A 17,658-nucleotide genomic window follows, 5' to 3' on the forward strand; every position below is an offset into this window, starting at 1 on the left:
ATGCCGTCCCACCTCCCGAACGGAAATGCTGCAAATGACCTTTGGCTTGAAACTCGCCCCTCAGCACCGCGTCTATGCCGGTTTCCTGATCTACTCCTTCGCCATGGGCAACATTTTCCCACGGCTGCCGGACATCAAGCGCGCCATGGACATCGAGGACGGCGCGCTGGGTCTCAGCCTGATCGGGACGCCGATCGGCACCTTGACCGCGCTGACGCTCGCCGCGCCGATCCTGGAGCGCGTCGGCTTTCGCCGCGCGCTGCTCTGGCTCGTTCCGCTTCTGGCGCTCGCCTATTCCATCGCGGTGCATGCACCGGGGCCGGTCGCGCTGTTCCTCATGCTGCTGCCGGTCGGGCTGATGATCGGCAGCGTCGAGATCATCCTCAATGTCGAGGCCGACAGGACCGAGTTCCTGCTCAAGCGACGCATCATGAACCGGGCACATTCGTTCTGGAGCGCTGGCTTCTTCGGCGCCGGGCTATTCGGCGGCGCGCTGGCGCATCTCGGCCTGTCGCCGCAACTCCATCTGGCGCTGGTAGTGCCGATGGTGGGAATAGCGATGGCGCTGTTTCTCGGCGGCTACGAGCCGGCGCCCGCCCGCTTCGCCAGCACTGGCGACAAGGCGCCGGCGTTCGCGCGGCCGACGCTGCCGATCCTCGTTCTCGTCGCGGTGACGCTTTCGGCGATGCTCCTGGAAGGCGCCAGCATCGACTGGTCGGCGATCTACATGCGCACCGTGTTCGACTCAGGACCCTTCGTCGCCGGCTTCACAGTGGCGCTGTTCGCCTTCTCGCAGGCCACCACGCGCTTCTTCGCGGACTCCTTTGTCGACCGTCACTCGCCAAGCGGCGTGGCGCGCGTGCTGCTGGCCGCCATGGCCACCGGCGTTCTTCTCGTCTTCTTCTCGCCGGCGCCGTCGGTGTCGATGCTGGGCTTTGCCCTGTTGGGCATCGGCAGCAGCGCCCTCTTCCCGCTGGCGATCTCCGCGGCAGCGCAACGGACGGATCGTCCGGCCGCGATCAACGTCGCGGCACTTTCGCAAATCTCCTTCATTGCCTTCCTGCTCGGCCCGCCGCTGCTCGGCTTCGTGTCGGACCATTGGGGCATCCGCTCCGCCTATGGAATCGGCATTCCCTTCATCGCGCTCAGCCTGCTGACCGCGGGCTCTCTCGGCCGAAGGCCGACCGCAGAGAGTATCAATGCGATTCCAGGCGAGGCGCCATCCACGATCGTGCAGGAGATGGAAATACGAGCCGGCAAAGCTTAGGGCCGCTACCCGATTGGCAGCCCATGTCCTTCGTCGGGTGCGAGAATGTGACCGTGTTCGTGTCGCATTTGCCCCTGGCATTGACGGGATCTATGGTCCAAGAAGAGGTCACAGATCCGTGATTGCCTCTCTTCGATGTCTTCCATCCGCCCGCTCATCCCGCTCCTCGTCGCCGCAGGCATCCTGCTTGGCGGCAACGGGCTGCAGGGCACACTGATCGCATTGCGCGGCGCGCAGGAAGGTTTCTCCGCTTCCGATATCGGCCTCATGGGCACGTTCTATTTCGCCGGCTTCCTGCTCGGCTGCCTGGCAGTCACCCGTATCCTGAAGGCGGTCGGCCATGTCAGGGCCTTTGCCGCTCTCGCCGCAATCGCCTCGGTCGGCACGCTGCTTCTGGTGCTGGTCATCGACCCCGTCATGTGGTGCGCGGTGCGCTTTGCCGGCGGCTTCTGCTTCGCCGGGCTGTTCACCGTCATGGAAGCCTGGCTGAATTCCGGCGTCGGCAACAAGGACCGCGCCCGGGTGCTCGCCATATACCGCATGGTCGACATCGGCTCGGTGACCGGCGCCCAGTTCCTGATTCCGATCTTCGGCGCCGGCGGTTTCGCCATCTTCGCCGTCATGTCGATGATGATCACCTTTTCGCTGGTGCCGGTCTCGCTCGCAGACCGCTCGAACCCGGCGCCGCCGGAAGACGTCAAGCTCGACCTGCCGCGCGTCTGGCGGATCTCGCCGCTCGGCTCGATCGGCTGCATCGCCGTCGGCGTCACCAACAGCGCCTTTCGCACGCTGTCGCCGGTCTACGCCGAGGGGATCGGCATGTCGGTTGCCGATGTGGTGACGTTCGTCAGCGTCGGCATATTCGGAGGCGCCCTCATCCAATATCCGCTGGGCTATCTTTCCGACCGCCGGGACCGGCGCTCGGTGTTGCTGGCGATGACGTGCTGCGCCATGCTTGCCGCGCTGGCGCTGGCCTTCGTGGCGCGGGCCGACCCGTTCCTCAACTTCGTCATCGTCTTCATCTTCGGCAGCTTCGCCATGCCACTTTATTCACTATCGGCCGCGCACGCCAACGACCGGGCCGATAAAGGGGAATTCGTGCTGATCAACGCGGCGCTGATGCTGTTCTATTCCTTCGGCGCCATTGGCGGTCCGTTCGCGGCATCGGCCGTGATGCAGTATTTCGGACCGAGCGCCCTGTTCGTGTTCAGCGCCGTTGTCTACGCCATTCTCATTGCCGTGATCCTCTACCGAATGCAGGTGCGAGAGGGTGTGCCGGCAGGCAAACGCGGCCGCTTCACTGCACTTTTGCGCACCTCGACGTTGTTCGCGCGGCTCGCGCGGAGAAGCGGCGATTCGGACGCGGCCAACGAATGATGACGTGGCGCCGGCTTGACGAAAGCGCACGCGGCTGAAATTGAAAGGGGCGTAAAAATGATGCCAAAAGCGATTTGATGCACGTCATCACCACCCAGAAAGAACTCGAGAGCGTCATCGCGGCGTTCGAAAAGTCGGAATTCGTCACCGTCGATACGGAATTCATCCGCGAAACGACCTTCTGGCCGATCCTCTGTCTGATCCAGATGGCCGCGCCCGGCGTGACGGCGCTGATCGATCCGCTGTCGCCGGACATCGACCTCAAACCCTTCTTCCGGCTGATGGCCAACGAAGCGGTGGTCAAGGTCTTCCACGCCGCCCGCCAGGACATCGAAATCATCGTCCATCTGGGCGACCTGGTGCCGCATCCGGTGTTCGACACGCAGGTGGCGGCCATGGTCTGCGGCTTCGGCGACAGCGTCTCCTACGATCAGCTGGTGCAGCGCATCACCGGCGCCCGGCTCGACAAATCCTCGCGCTTCACCGACTGGCGACACCGGCCGCTCTCCGACAAGCAGCTCGAATATGCGCTTGCCGACGTCACCCATCTGATCAAGGTCTATCAGCACCTCAGCGCCGAGTTGAAGCGCGAGGACCGCGCCCATTGGCTGAACGAGGAGATGGACGTCCTCACCTCGCGCCAGACCTACGATCCGCATCCGGAGGACGCCTGGAAGCGGCTGAAGATGCGGCTGCGCAAGCCGCAGGAACTGGCGATCGTTCAAACGGTGGCCGCCTGGCGCGAGCGCGAGGCGCGCGAGCGCGACGTGCCGCGCGGCCGCGTGCTCAAGGATGATGCGATCTACGAGATCGCGCAACAGGCGCCGCGCGACGCCACGGCCCTCGGCCGGCTGCGCACGACGCCGAAGGGCTGGGAGCGTTCGGCAACAGCCATGGCGCTGCTCGGCGCGGTCAACACGGCGCTTGCCATGCCGAAGGAAGCGATGCCCAAACTGCCGAAGACGTTCCAGCCGCCCGAGGGCTCGAGCGCGGCAGCGGAACTGCTCAAGGTGCTGCTCCGGATCGTCGCCGAGAAGGAAGGCGTCGCCTCCAAGGTGCTCGCCTCCAGCGACGACATCGACCGCATCGCCGCCGAGGGCGACGATGCCGACGTGCCGGCGCTGCAAGGCTGGCGGCGGGCCGTGTTCGGCGAACAGGCGCTGAGGCTGGTGCGCGGCGAGATCGGCATCAAGTTCGACAAGCGCAGGATAGCGGTATTCGATTTGTAGCGCCTTCCCTTCTCCCCTGGGAGAAGGAGAGACCGTTCAGCGCCGTTGTACTGCCAGCGCGAACACCGCGACGACCGCGACGGGAATGGCCAGAAGCGCGAACTTGGTCACGATCAGCGATGAGGCGAAGGCCAGCGAATCGGGATTGGCCAACTGGAAATCCGACAGCAGCCGCGCGATCACGAAGTTCTGCGCGTAATCGGCGAGCGTGTAGGGCAGAACCAGCGCCAATGCCGACAGCGCCTGCAACTGGGCAGGCATGGCGCGGAAATTGCTCAGCCGCCGGCCGAAAGCCAGGATCAGACTGAGCAAGGTGAGCGACAGCAGCGCCGGGAACAGCAGGTCAAAAGTCAGATAATGCCAGACGATGATGATCTCGCCGCCCCGCCGGCCGAGCGCCGTCAGCCACGCCATGCCTTCATCCGGCGTGAAGCCGGTGATGCGCATGTCGAGCGACGGGAGCCCGCCGCTCAGGCGGCGGAAATAGAAGAACTCCAGCGCCGTCATGGCGATGAAGATCGCGGCGGACGCGATGGAGAGCGCCGCCGCGTGACGCGACAGGCGCAACACCGTCACGATCAGGTTGCGCCATAGTCCCAGGCGATCCGGCCGCTCGCCGGCCTGCTCAAAGTCCGCCCGGATAGTTCGGGCTTTCGCGGGTGATCGTGACGTCATGGGCGTGGCTTTCACGAAGTCCGGCGTTTGATATGCGCACAAAGGTGGCGCGTTCACGGAACTCGGCAAGATCGCGCCCACCGACATAACCCATAGCGGCTTTCAGGCCGCCTGCAAGCTGGTGCAGCACGCCAGCCACAGGTCCTTTGTAGGGAACCTGCCCTTCAATGCCCTCCGGAACCAGTTTCAGCGTGTCGCGCACCTCGGCCTGGAAGTAGCGGTCGGCCGAGCCGCGCGCCATTGCGCCGACCGAACCCATGCCGCGATAAGCCTTGAAGGAGCGGCCCTGGTGCAAATAGACCTCGCCCGGGCTCTCGTCAGTGCCGGCAAGCAGCGAGCCGATCATGGCGGCACTTGCGCCGGCGGCGAGCGCCTTGGCGAGATCGCCCGAATATTTGATGCCGCCGTCTGCGATCACCGTCACGCCCGCCTTGTCGGCCGTCTCCACCGCCGACATGATCGCCGAGAGCTGCGGCACGCCGACGCCGGCGACGATACGGGTGGTGCAAATGGAGCCCGGGCCGATACCGACCTTGACGGCGTCGGCACCGGCGTCGATCAGCGCCCGCGTGCCTTCGGCGGTGGCGACGTTGCCGGCCAGGATGCGCACGGAGTTCGACAGCTTCTTTGCCCGCGTCACGGCATCCAGAACGCGTTGCGAGTGGCCGTGCGCGGTGTCGATGACCAGAAGGTCGACGCCGGCGTCGATCAGGCGTTCGGCGCGCTCGAAGCCGTCATCGCCGACGCTGGTGGCGGCGGCGGCGCGAAGCCGTCCCTGCGCGTCCTTGGTGGCGTGCGGGTTGAGCTGCGACTTCTCGATGTCCTTGACGGTGATCAGGCCGACGCAATTGCCCTTCCGATCAACCACCACCAGCTTCTCGATGCGGTGCTTGTGCAGCAGGCGCTTGGCCTCGTCCTGGTCGACATTCTCCTTGACCGTGATCAGGTTCTCACGGGTCATCAGCTCGTAGACCTTCTGCGACGGATCGGAAGCGAAGCGCACGTCGCGGTTGGTGAGGATGCCGACAAGGCGCCCCACCGTGTGACCGCCGGTACCGCCATTCTCGACCACCGGAATGCCGGAAATGCCATGGGCGCGCATCAGCGCCAGCGCGTCGGCGAGCGTGGCGTCGGGGCCGATGGTGACGGGATTCACCACCATGCCGGATTCGAACTTCTTCACCTGCCTGACCTGCTCGGCCTGCTCGGCCGGCGAGAAATTGCGGTGGATGACGCCGATGCCGCCGGCCTGCGCCATGGCGATCGCGAGCCTCGCTTCGGTGACCGTGTCCATGGCCGCCGAAAGGATGGGCACGTTGAGATCGATGTCGCCAGCGATGCGGGTGCGGATGTCGGTCTGGCCGGGCATGACCTCGGAATGGCCGGGCTGCAGCAGCACGTCGTCGAAGGTCAGCGCCAGCGCGCCGGTGGACGTCTCGATGATTTTTGCCATGGCCAGTCCTTTTGAATGCGGAAAAGGCGCTGGACCGGAATGGCCAGCGCCGACTCTCATCTTCCCTTTCAGGATTGGCGCTGGCTGGTAACACGTCCTGTTGCGGTTGAAAAGCCGATCGTTGCGGGCGCTTGAGGTTCTACGCCGCAGCGAGGAGAGCATCCAGCAGAGCGTGACGCGGCGATGCAAACGGATTGACAACGGTTACACCGCCCCAGGTGAAGCCGTCCTGCAGGTCTTCCGACAGAAGCAGCCGGCAACCCGTTTGCGAAGCAGCGGAAAGAATGACGGCATCCCAGATGCCGAAGCGATGGTCCGCCGCAAGATCGACAGCCATCGTCATCACCTCCGGCGTCGTTCCAGCAATCCGGTAGGCGTCACTCCAGCCAAGCAACGCATCTCGAGCTTCCTGAGGCGACCTTCCGGCCTTGCGGACAAGAACATTGAACAGTTCGCCCAGCACCTGGACCGGAATAATGGCAGCCTCTTGTGGAACGTTGTGTAACAGGTCGAGAACGAGGCCGCGTTTCTGCACGTCGTTGACGCCCTCCGCGTAGGCAAGGACATTGGTGTCGATCGCGACCTTCACCGATCGTCCTCATAAAGTTCGTCGCGGGTCCAGCGTCCGGCATCGACGATCGGTTGCCGTTCGAGTCGCGACAACAATGCTGCGCGCGAGCGGGAGGCCACGCCACCCTCATGCTTCTCGATAGGCACGATCCGCGCTACCGGCCGCCCGTGGCTGGTCACGACGTAGCTGAGACCCTCTCGCACCTCACGCAAGATATGGGAGAATCTACGATTGGCATCGGCTGCCGAAACGGCTTCGTCCATGGCTGCACCCGTCTGTAGTTATTTTCACTACAATAATAATGCAGTTCGAGTTTAGCAAGCCATTGCCGGGTCGTGACGGCCACCAGCGGTTGCGGTCGCGCAAAAGTGACCGCAATTTAATGCGACATCCGGGCCTAGGCGTGTTAACCGCCCGGGCGTGCCGGATCGCCCCCAGCCTGGCCTGGAAATCGCGAAGACAAATCAGGGCATTCCCTTGAACCGCATCATCCCGCTCATCCTGGCGGTCGCACTGTTCATGGAGAACATGGATTCGACCGTGATCGCGACCTCGCTGCCGGCGATCGCCGTCGACATCCACACCAGCCCGATCGCGCTCAAGCTGGCGCTGACGGCCTATCTGGTGTCGCTGGCGATCTTCATTCCGATCAGCGGCTGGATGGCGGACCGGTTCGGCGCCAAGAGCGTGTTTCGCGCCGCGATCGCCGTCTTCATCGCCGGCTCGGTCGCCTGCGCCTTTGCCAACTCGCTGCCGGCCTTCGTGGTGTCGCGCTTCCTGCAAGGCATGGGCGGCGCCATGATGACGCCGGTCGGGCGCCTGGTGCTGGTGCGAACCACGCCGAAGAACGAGCTCGTCGCGGCGATGTCATGGCTGACGGTGCCGGCGCTGGTCGGACCGCTGGTCGGACCGCCGATCGGCGGCTTCATCACCACCTATTTCACCTGGCACTGGATCTTCCTGATCAACGTGCCGATCGGGCTTCTGGGCATCTGGCTCGCCACCCGCTATTTGCCGGAGACCGCGCCCGCCGAGACGCCCCCGCTCGATTTTCCGGGTTTCGTGCTCAGCGGCCTCGCCGCGTCAGGCATCGTCTTCGGCCTCTCGGTGGTCAGCCTTCCCGCCTTGCCGCCGATCGCCGGCTTCATCACCGTAGCCGTCGGCCTGGTTTCGGGCGTGTTCTATCTCCTGCATGCCCGGCGCGCCAGGAATCCGCTGCTGGCGCTGGAGCTCTTCCGCAACCAGGTGTTCCGTTCTTCCGTGCTTGGCGGCTCGCTGTTCCGCATCGGCATCGGCGCAGTGCCTTTCCTGCTGCCTCTGATGTTCCAGATCGGCTTCGGGCTGACGCCGTTCCAGTCCGGCATGATCACCTTCGTCTCGGCGGTCGGCGCCATCGGCATGAAGTTCGTCACCGCGCTGCTTTTCCGGCTCGCCGGCTTCCGCCGGGTGCTGATCTGGGGTTCGCTGATCGCCGCCGGCTCGATCGCCATCTACGGCCTCTTCACCCCCGAGACGCCCTACGCGCTGATGCTCGCGATCCTTTTGGTCGGCGGCTTCATCCGCTCGATGTTCTTCACCGGCGTCAACGCACTTTCCTATGCCGAGATTTCCCCCGCCGACACCAGCAAGGCGACGCCGATAACCGCCGTCTTCCAGCAGCTGTCGATCGCGCTTGGCGTGGCGCTGGCCGGCGGCATCCTCGAAGTATCGACCTCGATCCATGGCGGCCCGCTGACCTTAAGTGACTTCCACATCGCCTTCTTCATCGTCGCGGCGGTGTCGGCGATCGCCTCGCTCACCTTCATGCGGCTGGCGCCCGATGCCGGCAACGCGGTGTCGGGCCACGGCGGGCTGACGAAGCCGAAGACGCTGGAGACGGTGGGCACTGCAGGGAAGTAGTGGGGTCGGCGCGCCGCGTGACTTCGTCATCCTAGGGCGAAGCGACGCGAAGCGGAGCGCAGACCCTAGGATCCATGCCGTGACATTTCAGCATTTCTACGGCGCAGAATCTGCGGTTTGAACGGCGGCAAAAGTCGGGCTTTTTCTGCGACGCAAGCGTTGGTCGGCAAAGGTAACGGCATGGATCCTAGGGTCTGCGCGCGTCGCTTCGCTCCTTGCTCCGCCCTAGGATGACGAAGTGCCAGAGCCCTTGAACTCCTTTGCCAGCAGATAAAGCTCCACCGACTCATCGCGCGAAGCCGGCGGCTTGACGTGGTGGACCGAGCGGAAATTCTGCTTCAGCCGCGACAAGAGCTCGTTCTCCGCACCGCCCTGAAAGGTCTTGGCCAGGAAATGCCCGCCGGGCTTCAAAACCTGGAGCGCGAAATCGGCCGCCACTTCGCATAGGTGCATGGTGCGCAGGTGGTCCGTGCGGCGGTGTCCGGTGGTGGGAGCCGCCATGTCGGACAGCACGACATCGGGTCGGCCTCCAAGCGCCTCGGACAGCCTTTGCGGCGCTTCCGGATCGAGGAAATCCATCTGCAGGATGACGGCGCCCGGCACCGCATCCATCTCGAGATAATCGATGCCGACGACATGCGGATTTTCCGCTGTCGACTTCGTCCGCGCCGCCGCCACCTGGCACCAGCCGCCGGGAGCGGCGCCGAGGTCGATCACCTTCATGCCGGGCTTCAGAAGATGATGCTTGTCGTCGATCTCGGTCAGCTTGTAGGCGGCGCGGGAGCGATAGCCGTCGGCCTTGGAGCGCTGCACATAGGGATCGTTCATGTGGCGCTCGAGCCAGCGGCGCGAGGACTCCTTCAGGCCGCTCTTCTTCTTGATCCTCGTCTTCAGCACGCGCATGCCGGCCGAGCCCGGCTTTTCAGGTTTCTTTGTCATTGCCTGATTTCTTGCCCGAGCATGATCTTATGCGAAAACCGATCGCCACTTTTCGCTGGCCCGGTCCTGAAATTCAGGATCAGGATTTCCGATCCGCTTCTTCCCGCTCGCTTCGTCGTGCCGGCTTTGCGGCGGCTTCGCGTTTCACGGAGGGCTTCCCCCACTCCGTCGCCGCTTCGCGGCGCCACCTCTCCCCCCTCCGGAGGGAGAGGAAGGATGCCAGGCGACACAAGCTCGCGCCTTTCCTCTCCCCCGTCGATCGGGGGAGAGGTGTCGAGCGAAGCTCGACGGAGTGGGGGTCGACTGCTCATCAAAACAACGCAGCCACTTTTTGGGATCATGCGCGGCGCCCATCGTTGCGCCAGACGCCGTCATCGGCCATCAGCTCGCTCAATATGCCTTCGCGCAGGCCGCGATCGGCGACGCGCAGCCGCTCGGACGGCCAGACACCGCGGATCGCTTCCAGGATGGCGCAGCCGGCAAGCACGAGGTCGGCGCGATCGGCGCCGATGCAGGGATTGGCCACGCGCTGCTGGAAATCCCAGCCGATCAGCTTTTCCACCATGCGGTCGACGCTCTGGCGGTCCATCCACAGGCCGTCGACGCGGCGGCGGTCGTAACGCTCGAGATCGAGATGGACGCCAGCCAACGTCGTCACCGTGCCGGAGGTGCCAAGCAGATGGAACTGGGGACTGGCCAGCACATGCGCCAGCCGGTCGCGCCCGTCGAAAGCCTTGAGCCGCACCGCGACGTCGTCGACCATCGCGGTGAAGGTTTCGCGCGTCACCGTGCGGCCACCAAAACGCTCGGCAAGCGAGACGACGCCCACGGGAAGCGACGTCCAGGAGACGATGTGGTTGGCGAGCCGCGGCGAGCGCTGGCCTCGGCTGAGGTCGATCAGGGCGATTTCGGACGAGCCGCCGCCGATATCGAACAGCACCACGCCGCGCGTGTCGCGCTCGACCAGCGAGCCGCAGCCGGAGACGGCCAGGCGGGCCTCGGTCTGGCGGTCGATGATCTCCAGCTTGAGCCCCGCCTCGCGTTCGACGCGGTCGAGGAACTCGACGCCGTTTGCGGCGGAGCGGCAGGCCTCGGTGGCGATCAGCCTCGCCTTCCTGATCTTGCGGTTGCGCAGCTTATCGCCGCAGATCTTGAGCGCCTCGACGGCGCGGTCCATGGCGGCCTGGCCGAGCCGGCCGCTGGCGGAAAGCCCCTCGCCCAGCCTGACGATGCGCGAGAAGGCATCGATGACGCGGAACTGGCCATGGCGGCCGGGCACCGCCACCAGCAGCCGACAGTTGTTGGTGCCGAGATCGAGCGCCGCGAATACCGGCAGTTCCTGCAGCGGCTGGCGCGGCACGTTGGGAACCGGCGGCCGCGGCTGTGACGTTGCCACAACGGGCTGAGGCGCATGGCTGGCGGGAGCGCCGGCAGCCGCCGGTGGCGGTACGGCGCCGTTTTCGTCGCGCACGAAAACCTTACGGCCGCGCCTGCGCTTGCGGCGCTTGCGCGTCTTGCCCTTCTGGTTCTCGCCTTGATGGTCGGCATGTCTTTGGTTGGCATGTCTTGGGTCGGCATGTCTGGCGTGCGCGCCCGCATGACGGCTGAATCGCACCGTGGACGGGCCTGCCTGCCCCACCGGCGACGCCCCAGACATGCCCACTTCCGACGCGCCGGCGCCGGTGTCGTGGTCTTCCACTTCCGTTCCTTTCGGCGCCGCGCGAACCGGAAAGGACGCAGCAGGCACCTCGATTTGTTTCAAGTTGACGCCAGACTAGCAGCGCGTTTGACAATCACCAAGAGCGCATGGTCCGATTTTTGCCGCCACCCGTCTCCCGCAAGGGGACGGTGCTTCGCAGTTGAATAGCCGGCTTCGATCGGGCATGTCTCAAAACGAGGGACAGAGGCCGGGCAACAAGCGATCCATGAGCTGCAACGAATGACGATCTCGCCATGAACTGGAGGCGTTATTTCTGGCCGGTCATCGGCATCGGAGCGGTGATCTTCTCGCTGCTCCTGCTCTGGCATGAGCTGCGCGGCATCTCGATCGACGACGTCTGGGACGGCATCGCCGCCATTCCGCCGCGCGGCTGGATATTGGCGGCGCTGAGCTCGATCGTCGCCTATGCCTCGCTCGCCGGCTACGACCACATCGCGCTGCTCCATATCGGCAAAAAGGTATCGTGGCTGTTCGTCACGCTTTGCTCCTTCACCACCTATGCGCTGTCGCACAACATCGGCGGCTCGGTGATCTCGGGCGCCGTGATCCGCTACCGCGCCTACGGCACCAGGAGCCTGACCGGCCAGGACGTCGGCGTGCTGGTGGCGATCTGCTGGATCACCTTCGTGCTCTCCAGCCTGCTCGTCGGGGGCCTCGTGCTGGTGCTGGAGCCACAGATCGTCGATCGCTTCTCCGGCGCGCCGCATCACGGACCGGCGATAGCCGCGGGCCTCGCCATGCTGATCCTGGTCGGCGCCTACGCCTTCGGCAGCTGGCTGCATCTGAGGCCGCTCAAGATCGGCGGCTTCCAGCTGCATTATCCGGCGCTGCCGATCGTGGCGCGGCAGTTGCTTGTCGGCCCGGTCGAGCTGCTGGCGGCCGCAGCGATCATCTACTTTGCCCTGCCGGCGGCCGGCAATCCCGGCTATTTCGTCGTGCTCGGCGTGTTCATGGTGTCCTTCTCGGTGGGGTTGCTGTCGCATGCGCCGGGCGCCCTCGGCGTGTTCGAGGTCGTCTTCCTCACCGGCTTTTCGGACATGGATCCGGTCGGCGTGCTGGCGGCACTCCTGGTGTTCCGCCTGTTCTACCTGATCGTCCCGCTGCTCATCGGGCTCGGCGTGGTGCTGTTCTTCGAGCATTCGCAATACAGCCGCGGCGACCGCTGAGCCTGCCCAAGCGTTCCGCGGCCGAAGGAGAAAAAAGGCTGCGGTTGAACTGCGGCGCGGGGTTGACTATTTTCGGGCGGCGGCTACAAGGCAGCGCTCGCGGCGCTTGAGCCGCCCGCTTCGCGCGTTATACCGATCGCGCCTGCTGGGGAATAGGTTAACGGTAGACCAGCGGACTCTGACTCCGTTAGTCCTGGTTCGAATCCAGGTTCCCCAGCCAGCGACTTTCTATTTTGTTTTCAATGTCTTGCGGCTAACGGCCGTTCATAAATTCGTGTCGCACTATCCGTGCAGGCCCTTTACATCTAAGTCATTGTAATCATTGACTGTCCTAAACTGTCGCTTTTCGTCTGTGCAACACGATTGCAGCACGGAATTGCTCGATTTGTGCCCGCATCCGCCAAGAGCTCAGCCCAAAAGAACACGAAAAAAATCGCAGACCTTGCATGCGTTAGGGTCCCCGCAACCTTGGCTGAACGCAAAGCCACACCTACATGGCGCCGCAGAGGACATCCGCCTGTTTTCGAGGAAACAAACAATGCATATTGAAGTAAACGGAACGGCCCTTATTCGGGCTCTGACGACCGGAAATGAGCGAGAGATCGAAGCTGATGAACTCGCCTGGGAGGAGCATATCGAGGAGCGCGCGATGGGTGCGGAAGCTACGTACGCCGCCCGCTTCGATTTTGAGGATGGTCATGTGGCGTGGGAGGTCACGGAATACCCGGTCGGCGCGTTCAATTCCAAGCACACGCACGAAGTGAGGGTGAAACTTGTGCGCGATTTTCAGATCTCGCTCGTGCATGACGAGGACGACTAGCTACTAGCGGCAATTCAGAATATGGGGGCAAGGGCCGCCGCAAGCGGTGGTCGTTGCCCCCATCCCCCAAATATTCCAGTTGCTGACGATGACTGGGAGCCTGCCCTACCGGCACCGCGTCACCGGCAGGCGAAGCGCAGAGGGGGCTCTCGCCCAGCGCTGATCGTGCGCAGCAAGTCGTTTACCTGCGACCGCCCCTCACCCGTGAAGGTGGTCGCGAACGAAACCTCGCATTCATCGTCGCCAGCCTCCCAGCCCTCGACACCTTCGCCAGCCTGGCGCCAATGCTCGCGGCACGCGATGGCTCGCCGGCACAGTTGGCGATCGCCTTCATGCACGGCTTCATAAACTGCGCCTTGGATGCGATGGAGCGTGGCGACGGCGAGCAGCAGATCATGCCGGACGTGCTGGAGCGGATCATGCGTTTGATCGAAGCGTTGAGAGACGGAACGGTGAGGGGCGTCATCGCCGGTCGGCCGCACTCGCGTCTGACGGTCCTGCCGGGCGGTAAGGAATGATTGCCAAGCTCGCCTTTGCCTTGGCCGTGGCGTTCGTGCAGACGATGACTTGGTGGCCGTCCTAACTCGCGTGTACACGGGGCTGCATCTATGCGGCGACGTCTAGACGCCACATCAGGAAGGGATAGGAGAGAGGAAGTATGAAGACGGACAACGATCCTATTGAGCTGAGCCGCCGGCGGCAGACGTCAGCATACGTTGAGCAAATTTCTGTGCTAGTTGATGAGGAACCTCTATTCCTAGAACAGCCTCGCCAAAATAGAACATCAGTGTCAGCGATGTTGGTGTGCGACCAGGGGCGATGTTCAATCCTGTGCATTGAACCGATGTAAGCGAAACTTCTTCATGCCTTGACATATGCGGGTTCGGTTTGCCGCTAACCCTGTGAGCCTCGGCGGCCACGCCCAAGGCTGTTCCGGCCAGCTTGCTGACTTCATCGATTGGCAGCTTGAATGAATCAATCACATCATCATCTCTGACGAGAGAGACTGTCATCGTGGGATCCGGATAATTGGCATTGAATTTCAGCCCCGCTCTAGCCATCTCCTATTGCTCTCCGCCAGCGCCGTCATCTCTGTCACCGCCAACCCGAAGCGGTGAAATGGCGGGGTCTTTTGCTCCGAAAGTGATGTCGATCCAGTCATCGTCCTGCGGATGCCCGTGCACAAGTTCGATCTTTATGATGGTCCTGCCCTCCCTTTGGAACTTGGCAAAGCGATCGGACGCCCGTAGGGGAGAGTTTACCCCTCCATCCAAAACCTCTGCCGCAGACCCTCCTGCGAGTATCTCGCCCAGAGATCGGGCCGGTATCCGTATCTTGTTTTCGCCGAAAGTTGCCACGCCCTTGCGGAATCCCATGCTGCTGCCCTCCCTCATCCGATTGGCGTATGCCGATTCTATGTTCTGCACCGGTGGATCGAGGGGGGATAACGCCTCGCGGACAAGCCCTTCAATCTTTTTTTGGATGGAATCTGTCCTTGCGATCACGTCGTAGCTGACGGTGTACCTCTTCTTCTGTCCAGTGAGTAGCGAGGCTGGCAGCAGAACCAACTGCGAGCCCGACGGTTCAAGAGGCTCATAACTTTCTTGGACAGTGAAGAGAACAATGAAATCCAGCTTGTCGGTCTTCGCCAGATAGCCTCGGGCGATGTCGTGGATGGGGAAGGTTCTATAGGACGCTCCTTTGGACCATAGGTCGGTGCCGCCATCGCAAAGGTAAACTCCTCTCAGCGATCCTTCCGGTGCCGATGCCAACTGTTCGCTAGCTTCATCGAGGGCTCTGGTGGCGACGGAGCGCTCATTGCTTCTGAGAGTCGTGAAGGACGTGTAGTTCGACCCGATTAGCGGGAAGTTTGGACGGGATGGCTTGTAAGATATCGTGGTTGTCACACCTCGAAACTGAACATTGTGCGCAAATAGGGCTGAGAAGTCACCGCCGAGGCGTTTTAGATCCTTCACGATTTCCTTAGCGATGCTCGAAATCTCGTTTTTCTCGGGCAGTGCTGGAACATGAGTTGACTGACCATCGACATCCTCCAGTCTTGATCCGAATTCGACGTGGAAATCGCCTAGCACCGGGAGGCGGCGCCGAACTTGCTCCATGAATGTGTCCATGAAGAAATTGACCGGATAAACGTCATGAGCGTTGTCGTCGGAGATCGTTTTGACGTCGATATAGACCTCATGTCGCGGTAGATGGATATCGGGCTTCTTCCCGCTTGAAAGCGGCTGCTCGTGCACTGCATCGTGAGCCAAGATATGGCCGACCAGTAGATAGAGTTCCCAGACGTCCGGAATGCCGCTTCTTTTTTTCCTGTCAACGTTCGCTGCCAGTCTCTCAAGATGCGTCTTGGCTACCCGCGGCTCTGCTATGTCGATCAGCTGCTGTACCGTGCGCCTCGAAAAAATCAGCACCTCAGACCTCCACGGGCTTAAGCGTCAGGCTTGCCGATCAGCGATTTAGCAATTTCTAGGTGTTCCTTATAGCCGAACTTGTATTCGAAAAAGGGGTGTGACAGCGTCGAGCTGCGCGATGCCCAGGCTTCGATATCCCAGCCGCCTTCAAGCAAATCAGAGGCCGCAAAAACGAACTCGAGTGACTTTGTGAAAAAGCCGCCGAGGTCCTGAAAATTGGCGGCGTAGTCGGCTTTGGCCTTGCCTAGCGCCCCGTGCACATAGTGATTTCTGCAATTGACGGCTTGGTCCAATACCCAGATTAGGTCCGGAAACTTGTCCCCCACAGCCGCAATTATCGGAGCCGCCCTGTGGCGGACCTTGTTTTTCAGGTTGGCTTTTCCGAGTCGCTTGAGCTCCAGCAGAATGCTGGCTCTTTCGGGGCTATCCGGCAGCGCCTTGAAAAGTTCACGGCTTTGATCGCGGGCAGTTTTCAACGCTACGGATAGCTCGACTTCTGCCGGCACCGCGGCACTGGGGAGAATGTCGAACATATTGGCCGATCCCACCAAGCGGTCGATGTCGAAAAGATCCTGCTTTCGCAGGCATTCCGAATAGCGCGCACGCGCATCTCGCCAATCCGGACCGCGTCTCACCCAGTCCGTCAGCACACTTGCAAATTCCTCTGGCCGCCAGACTGGATTGAGCGGCAGGTCCGCCGGGTGGGGACCTCTGCCGAGAGGAAATCGAAGGGGCTCTTTCATGCTGCTGTAGACATTAAACACCAACGGGCTGCCTGCGTCCGGTCCGTCGGTTGAGCTAGAAAGCAACCTGATTTCTTCGAATCTTTGGGGCCTTCCAGCTACCATCGAAAAAAAAGGTTCGAGCAGGAATGCCAGGTCGATGGCGCCGTTGAAACTCTGGGGGCGGACGAACTCAATGTCTAACCAGATGGAGTTGGAGAAACCGCTGCCTGTCGGCCCGCCCAATGAGATCGTCGGCGAATTGTTGGCCGAGATCGTCCCAATTTCGGTCGGAACTCGTATGATCGAGTACTTGCCAGAAAAATATGCAAGCGCAGGATGTTCCCCCACGAAGAGGTCACGATCGCCTGCCTTCGCCTTTGCCGCCAATGTCTCTTTAGCGATAGAAGGATCAACGATGGTTCCGAACGTAAAATAATCATAAAATAGTTTCGTTGAATCAGTTAGGCGCAAAGAAACTGATGTGAATATCGGATCGACGTCAGTGACGTGAATGTCTCCAAAGATAACATGGTGAGGGAATATATTATGAATATGCTTTGAAACATTTCCATCAGAATCAGCTTTCTGATTGCTGCTGATAGGAATGCAATCCAGAAGAGAGATCTTGACCGTATGGTCGACGACGCCGTGAATGGTTGGGCTCAACGATCCCGGATATAGCCCATGCTCGACGTCATGAAGCACGAGTTTTGAATCGTATCCATCCAATGACAGTTCGCCATATACGCCGGCTTGCGAAGGCAGGTCGAACTTGCCAAGGCCTTTAAAGCCGTCAGTCCACTTTCCGGTCATTTTAAGCATGCCGTTTTTTCAAGGTGGGTTCGGGGGCAGGCGTCTCTAGCTAGAGCTTCCCTCCACCAATCAGATTTAGCTCGCCGCTGCTGAAAATGCGCTCCTACGTGTGAAGGGTCCAGATAAGGATTGCTTTTTTTCAGCCAGAAGCTCGGAGCTTTCGTTTGGCGGCCCGCAATTCGATGTTTCCGCCCCTCACGCTAATGCGCTAAAGCTTCCCGGAGGTCTTCGATGCAGCGGGATTGCATGCGCAAGATGTTTCACGGCAACTATCTTCCCGGCGTGGAAGTTACCGGCGTCCGGAAACCTTCAAGTCCGCCATCGTCATCTCGTCTTTCCAAGCATGTCAGCTCTGCCGCGGTGAAGAAGAGACGTTGCGAAGAGGTTGCGCGCCTCTACTCGCCAGCCGCGCCGGCGTGGCGCATCATGCGCAGGAAGCTCATGGAGATGTGGGCGCGCCTTATGTGCCCGATCGATTCCCAGTCGCCGATCTCGGCCGCGGCCAGGACTTCCTTCCATCTCGCGCCGGAACGCGGTGAACTCCTCCACCAGTATGGGCGTCACGCGCCAAC

Annotated in this window: 16 protein-coding genes and 1 tRNA gene; 8 read left to right on the plus strand and 9 right to left on the minus strand. The window is 62.1% G+C overall.

The window, feature by feature from the left end:
- Positions 1–34: 34 nt before the first annotated feature.
- From QAZ47_RS22410 to rnd, 3 genes are all read left to right on the plus strand, one after another.
- The gene (locus QAZ47_RS22410; RefSeq protein WP_278230753.1) at positions 35–1,267 is read left to right on the plus strand and encodes an MFS transporter; all 1,233 of its coding nucleotides are present in this window, start codon (positions 35–37) and stop codon (positions 1,265–1,267) included.
- 135 nt (positions 1,268–1,402) lie between these two features.
- On the plus strand, positions 1,403–2,644 hold the full coding sequence (locus QAZ47_RS22415) for an MFS transporter (RefSeq protein ID WP_278230754.1): 1,242 nt from the start codon (positions 1,403–1,405) through the stop codon (positions 2,642–2,644).
- 77 nt (positions 2,645–2,721) lie between these two features.
- Positions 2,722–3,873: a ribonuclease D gene (gene rnd / locus QAZ47_RS22420; protein ID WP_278230755.1), complete on the plus strand. Its 1,152-nt coding sequence runs from the start codon at positions 2,722–2,724 to the stop codon at positions 3,871–3,873.
- A gap of 36 nt (positions 3,874–3,909) precedes the next feature.
- On the opposite strand, the gene QAZ47_RS22425 is transcribed toward rnd, so the two are convergent.
- From QAZ47_RS22425 to QAZ47_RS22440, 4 genes are all read right to left on the minus strand, one after another.
- A complete protein-coding gene (locus QAZ47_RS22425) occupies positions 3,910–4,563 on the minus strand; it encodes a hypothetical protein (RefSeq protein WP_278230756.1) in 654 nt (217 codons plus the stop codon).
- Positions 4,499–6,001, minus strand: a complete 1,503-nt coding sequence (guaB, locus tag QAZ47_RS22430) for an IMP dehydrogenase (RefSeq protein WP_278202857.1) — start codon at positions 5,999–6,001, stop codon at positions 4,499–4,501. Before guaB ends, QAZ47_RS22425 begins: the two co-directional genes overlap by 65 nt.
- 139 nt (positions 6,002–6,140) lie before the next feature.
- Complete coding sequence (locus QAZ47_RS22435) at positions 6,141–6,590, minus strand: PIN domain-containing protein (protein WP_278230757.1); 450 nt, start codon at positions 6,588–6,590, stop codon at positions 6,141–6,143.
- Positions 6,587–6,835 carry a type II toxin-antitoxin system prevent-host-death family antitoxin gene (locus QAZ47_RS22440; protein WP_278230758.1) on the minus strand — a complete coding sequence of 83 codons (249 nt, stop codon included), beginning with the start codon at positions 6,833–6,835 and terminating at the stop codon, positions 6,587–6,589. The genes QAZ47_RS22435 and QAZ47_RS22440 overlap by 4 nt, the downstream gene beginning before the upstream one ends.
- Positions 6,836–7,049: 214 nt before the next feature.
- On the opposite strand from QAZ47_RS22440, the gene QAZ47_RS22445 reads away from it, so the two are divergent.
- On the plus strand, positions 7,050–8,471 hold the full coding sequence (locus QAZ47_RS22445; RefSeq protein WP_278230759.1) for an MFS transporter: 1,422 nt from the start codon (positions 7,050–7,052) through the stop codon (positions 8,469–8,471).
- A 225-nt stretch (positions 8,472–8,696) separates the two neighbouring features.
- Here QAZ47_RS22445 and QAZ47_RS22450 read toward each other — a convergent pair whose 3' ends face one another.
- Both QAZ47_RS22450 and QAZ47_RS22455 read right to left on the minus strand, forming a co-directional pair.
- Positions 8,697–9,410: an RlmE family RNA methyltransferase gene (locus QAZ47_RS22450; protein ID WP_278230760.1), complete on the minus strand. Its 714-nt coding sequence runs from the start codon at positions 9,408–9,410 to the stop codon at positions 8,697–8,699.
- A 337-nt stretch (positions 9,411–9,747) separates the two neighbouring features.
- A complete protein-coding gene (locus QAZ47_RS22455; protein ID WP_278230761.1) occupies positions 9,748–11,109 on the minus strand; it encodes a Ppx/GppA phosphatase family protein in 1,362 nt (453 codons plus the stop codon).
- A 254-nt stretch (positions 11,110–11,363) separates the two neighbouring features.
- On the opposite strand from QAZ47_RS22455, the gene QAZ47_RS22460 reads away from it, so the two are divergent.
- From QAZ47_RS22460 to QAZ47_RS22475, 4 genes are all read left to right on the plus strand, one after another.
- Positions 11,364–12,296: a YbhN family protein gene (locus tag QAZ47_RS22460; protein WP_278230762.1), complete on the plus strand. Its 933-nt coding sequence runs from the start codon at positions 11,364–11,366 to the stop codon at positions 12,294–12,296.
- Positions 12,297–12,442: 146 nt separating this feature from the next.
- Positions 12,443–12,516: transfer RNA gene (locus tag QAZ47_RS22465), tRNA-Gln, on the plus strand.
- 318 nt (positions 12,517–12,834) lie between these two features.
- Entirely contained in the window at positions 12,835–13,116 is a 282-nt protein-coding gene (locus QAZ47_RS22470) for a hypothetical protein (protein WP_278230763.1), read from the plus strand.
- 284 nt (positions 13,117–13,400) lie between these two features.
- Positions 13,401–13,634 carry a hypothetical protein gene (locus QAZ47_RS22475; RefSeq protein WP_278230764.1) on the plus strand — a complete coding sequence of 78 codons (234 nt, stop codon included), beginning with the start codon at positions 13,401–13,403 and terminating at the stop codon, positions 13,632–13,634.
- A gap of 159 nt (positions 13,635–13,793) precedes the next feature.
- On the opposite strand, the gene QAZ47_RS22480 is transcribed toward QAZ47_RS22475, so the two are convergent.
- From QAZ47_RS22480 to QAZ47_RS22490, 3 genes are read right to left on the minus strand one after another with little or no spacing between them, the layout of a single operon-like run.
- Positions 13,794–14,177, minus strand: coding sequence for a hypothetical protein (locus QAZ47_RS22480; protein ID WP_278230765.1), 384 nt, complete (start codon positions 14,175–14,177; stop codon positions 13,794–13,796).
- Between the two features lie 3 nt (positions 14,178–14,180).
- Positions 14,181–15,548 carry a hypothetical protein gene (locus QAZ47_RS22485; protein WP_278230766.1) on the minus strand — a complete coding sequence of 456 codons (1,368 nt, stop codon included), beginning with the start codon at positions 15,546–15,548 and terminating at the stop codon, positions 14,181–14,183.
- Positions 15,549–15,565: 17 nt separating this feature from the next.
- Positions 15,566–17,095 carry a HEPN domain-containing protein gene (locus QAZ47_RS22490; protein WP_278230767.1) on the minus strand — a complete coding sequence of 510 codons (1,530 nt, stop codon included), beginning with the start codon at positions 17,093–17,095 and terminating at the stop codon, positions 15,566–15,568.
- Positions 17,096–17,658 lie beyond the last annotated feature (563 nt).

Origin of the sequence: Mesorhizobium sp. WSM4904, assembly GCF_029674545.1 — a bacterium.
Taxonomy (GTDB): domain Bacteria; phylum Pseudomonadota; class Alphaproteobacteria; order Rhizobiales; family Rhizobiaceae; genus Mesorhizobium.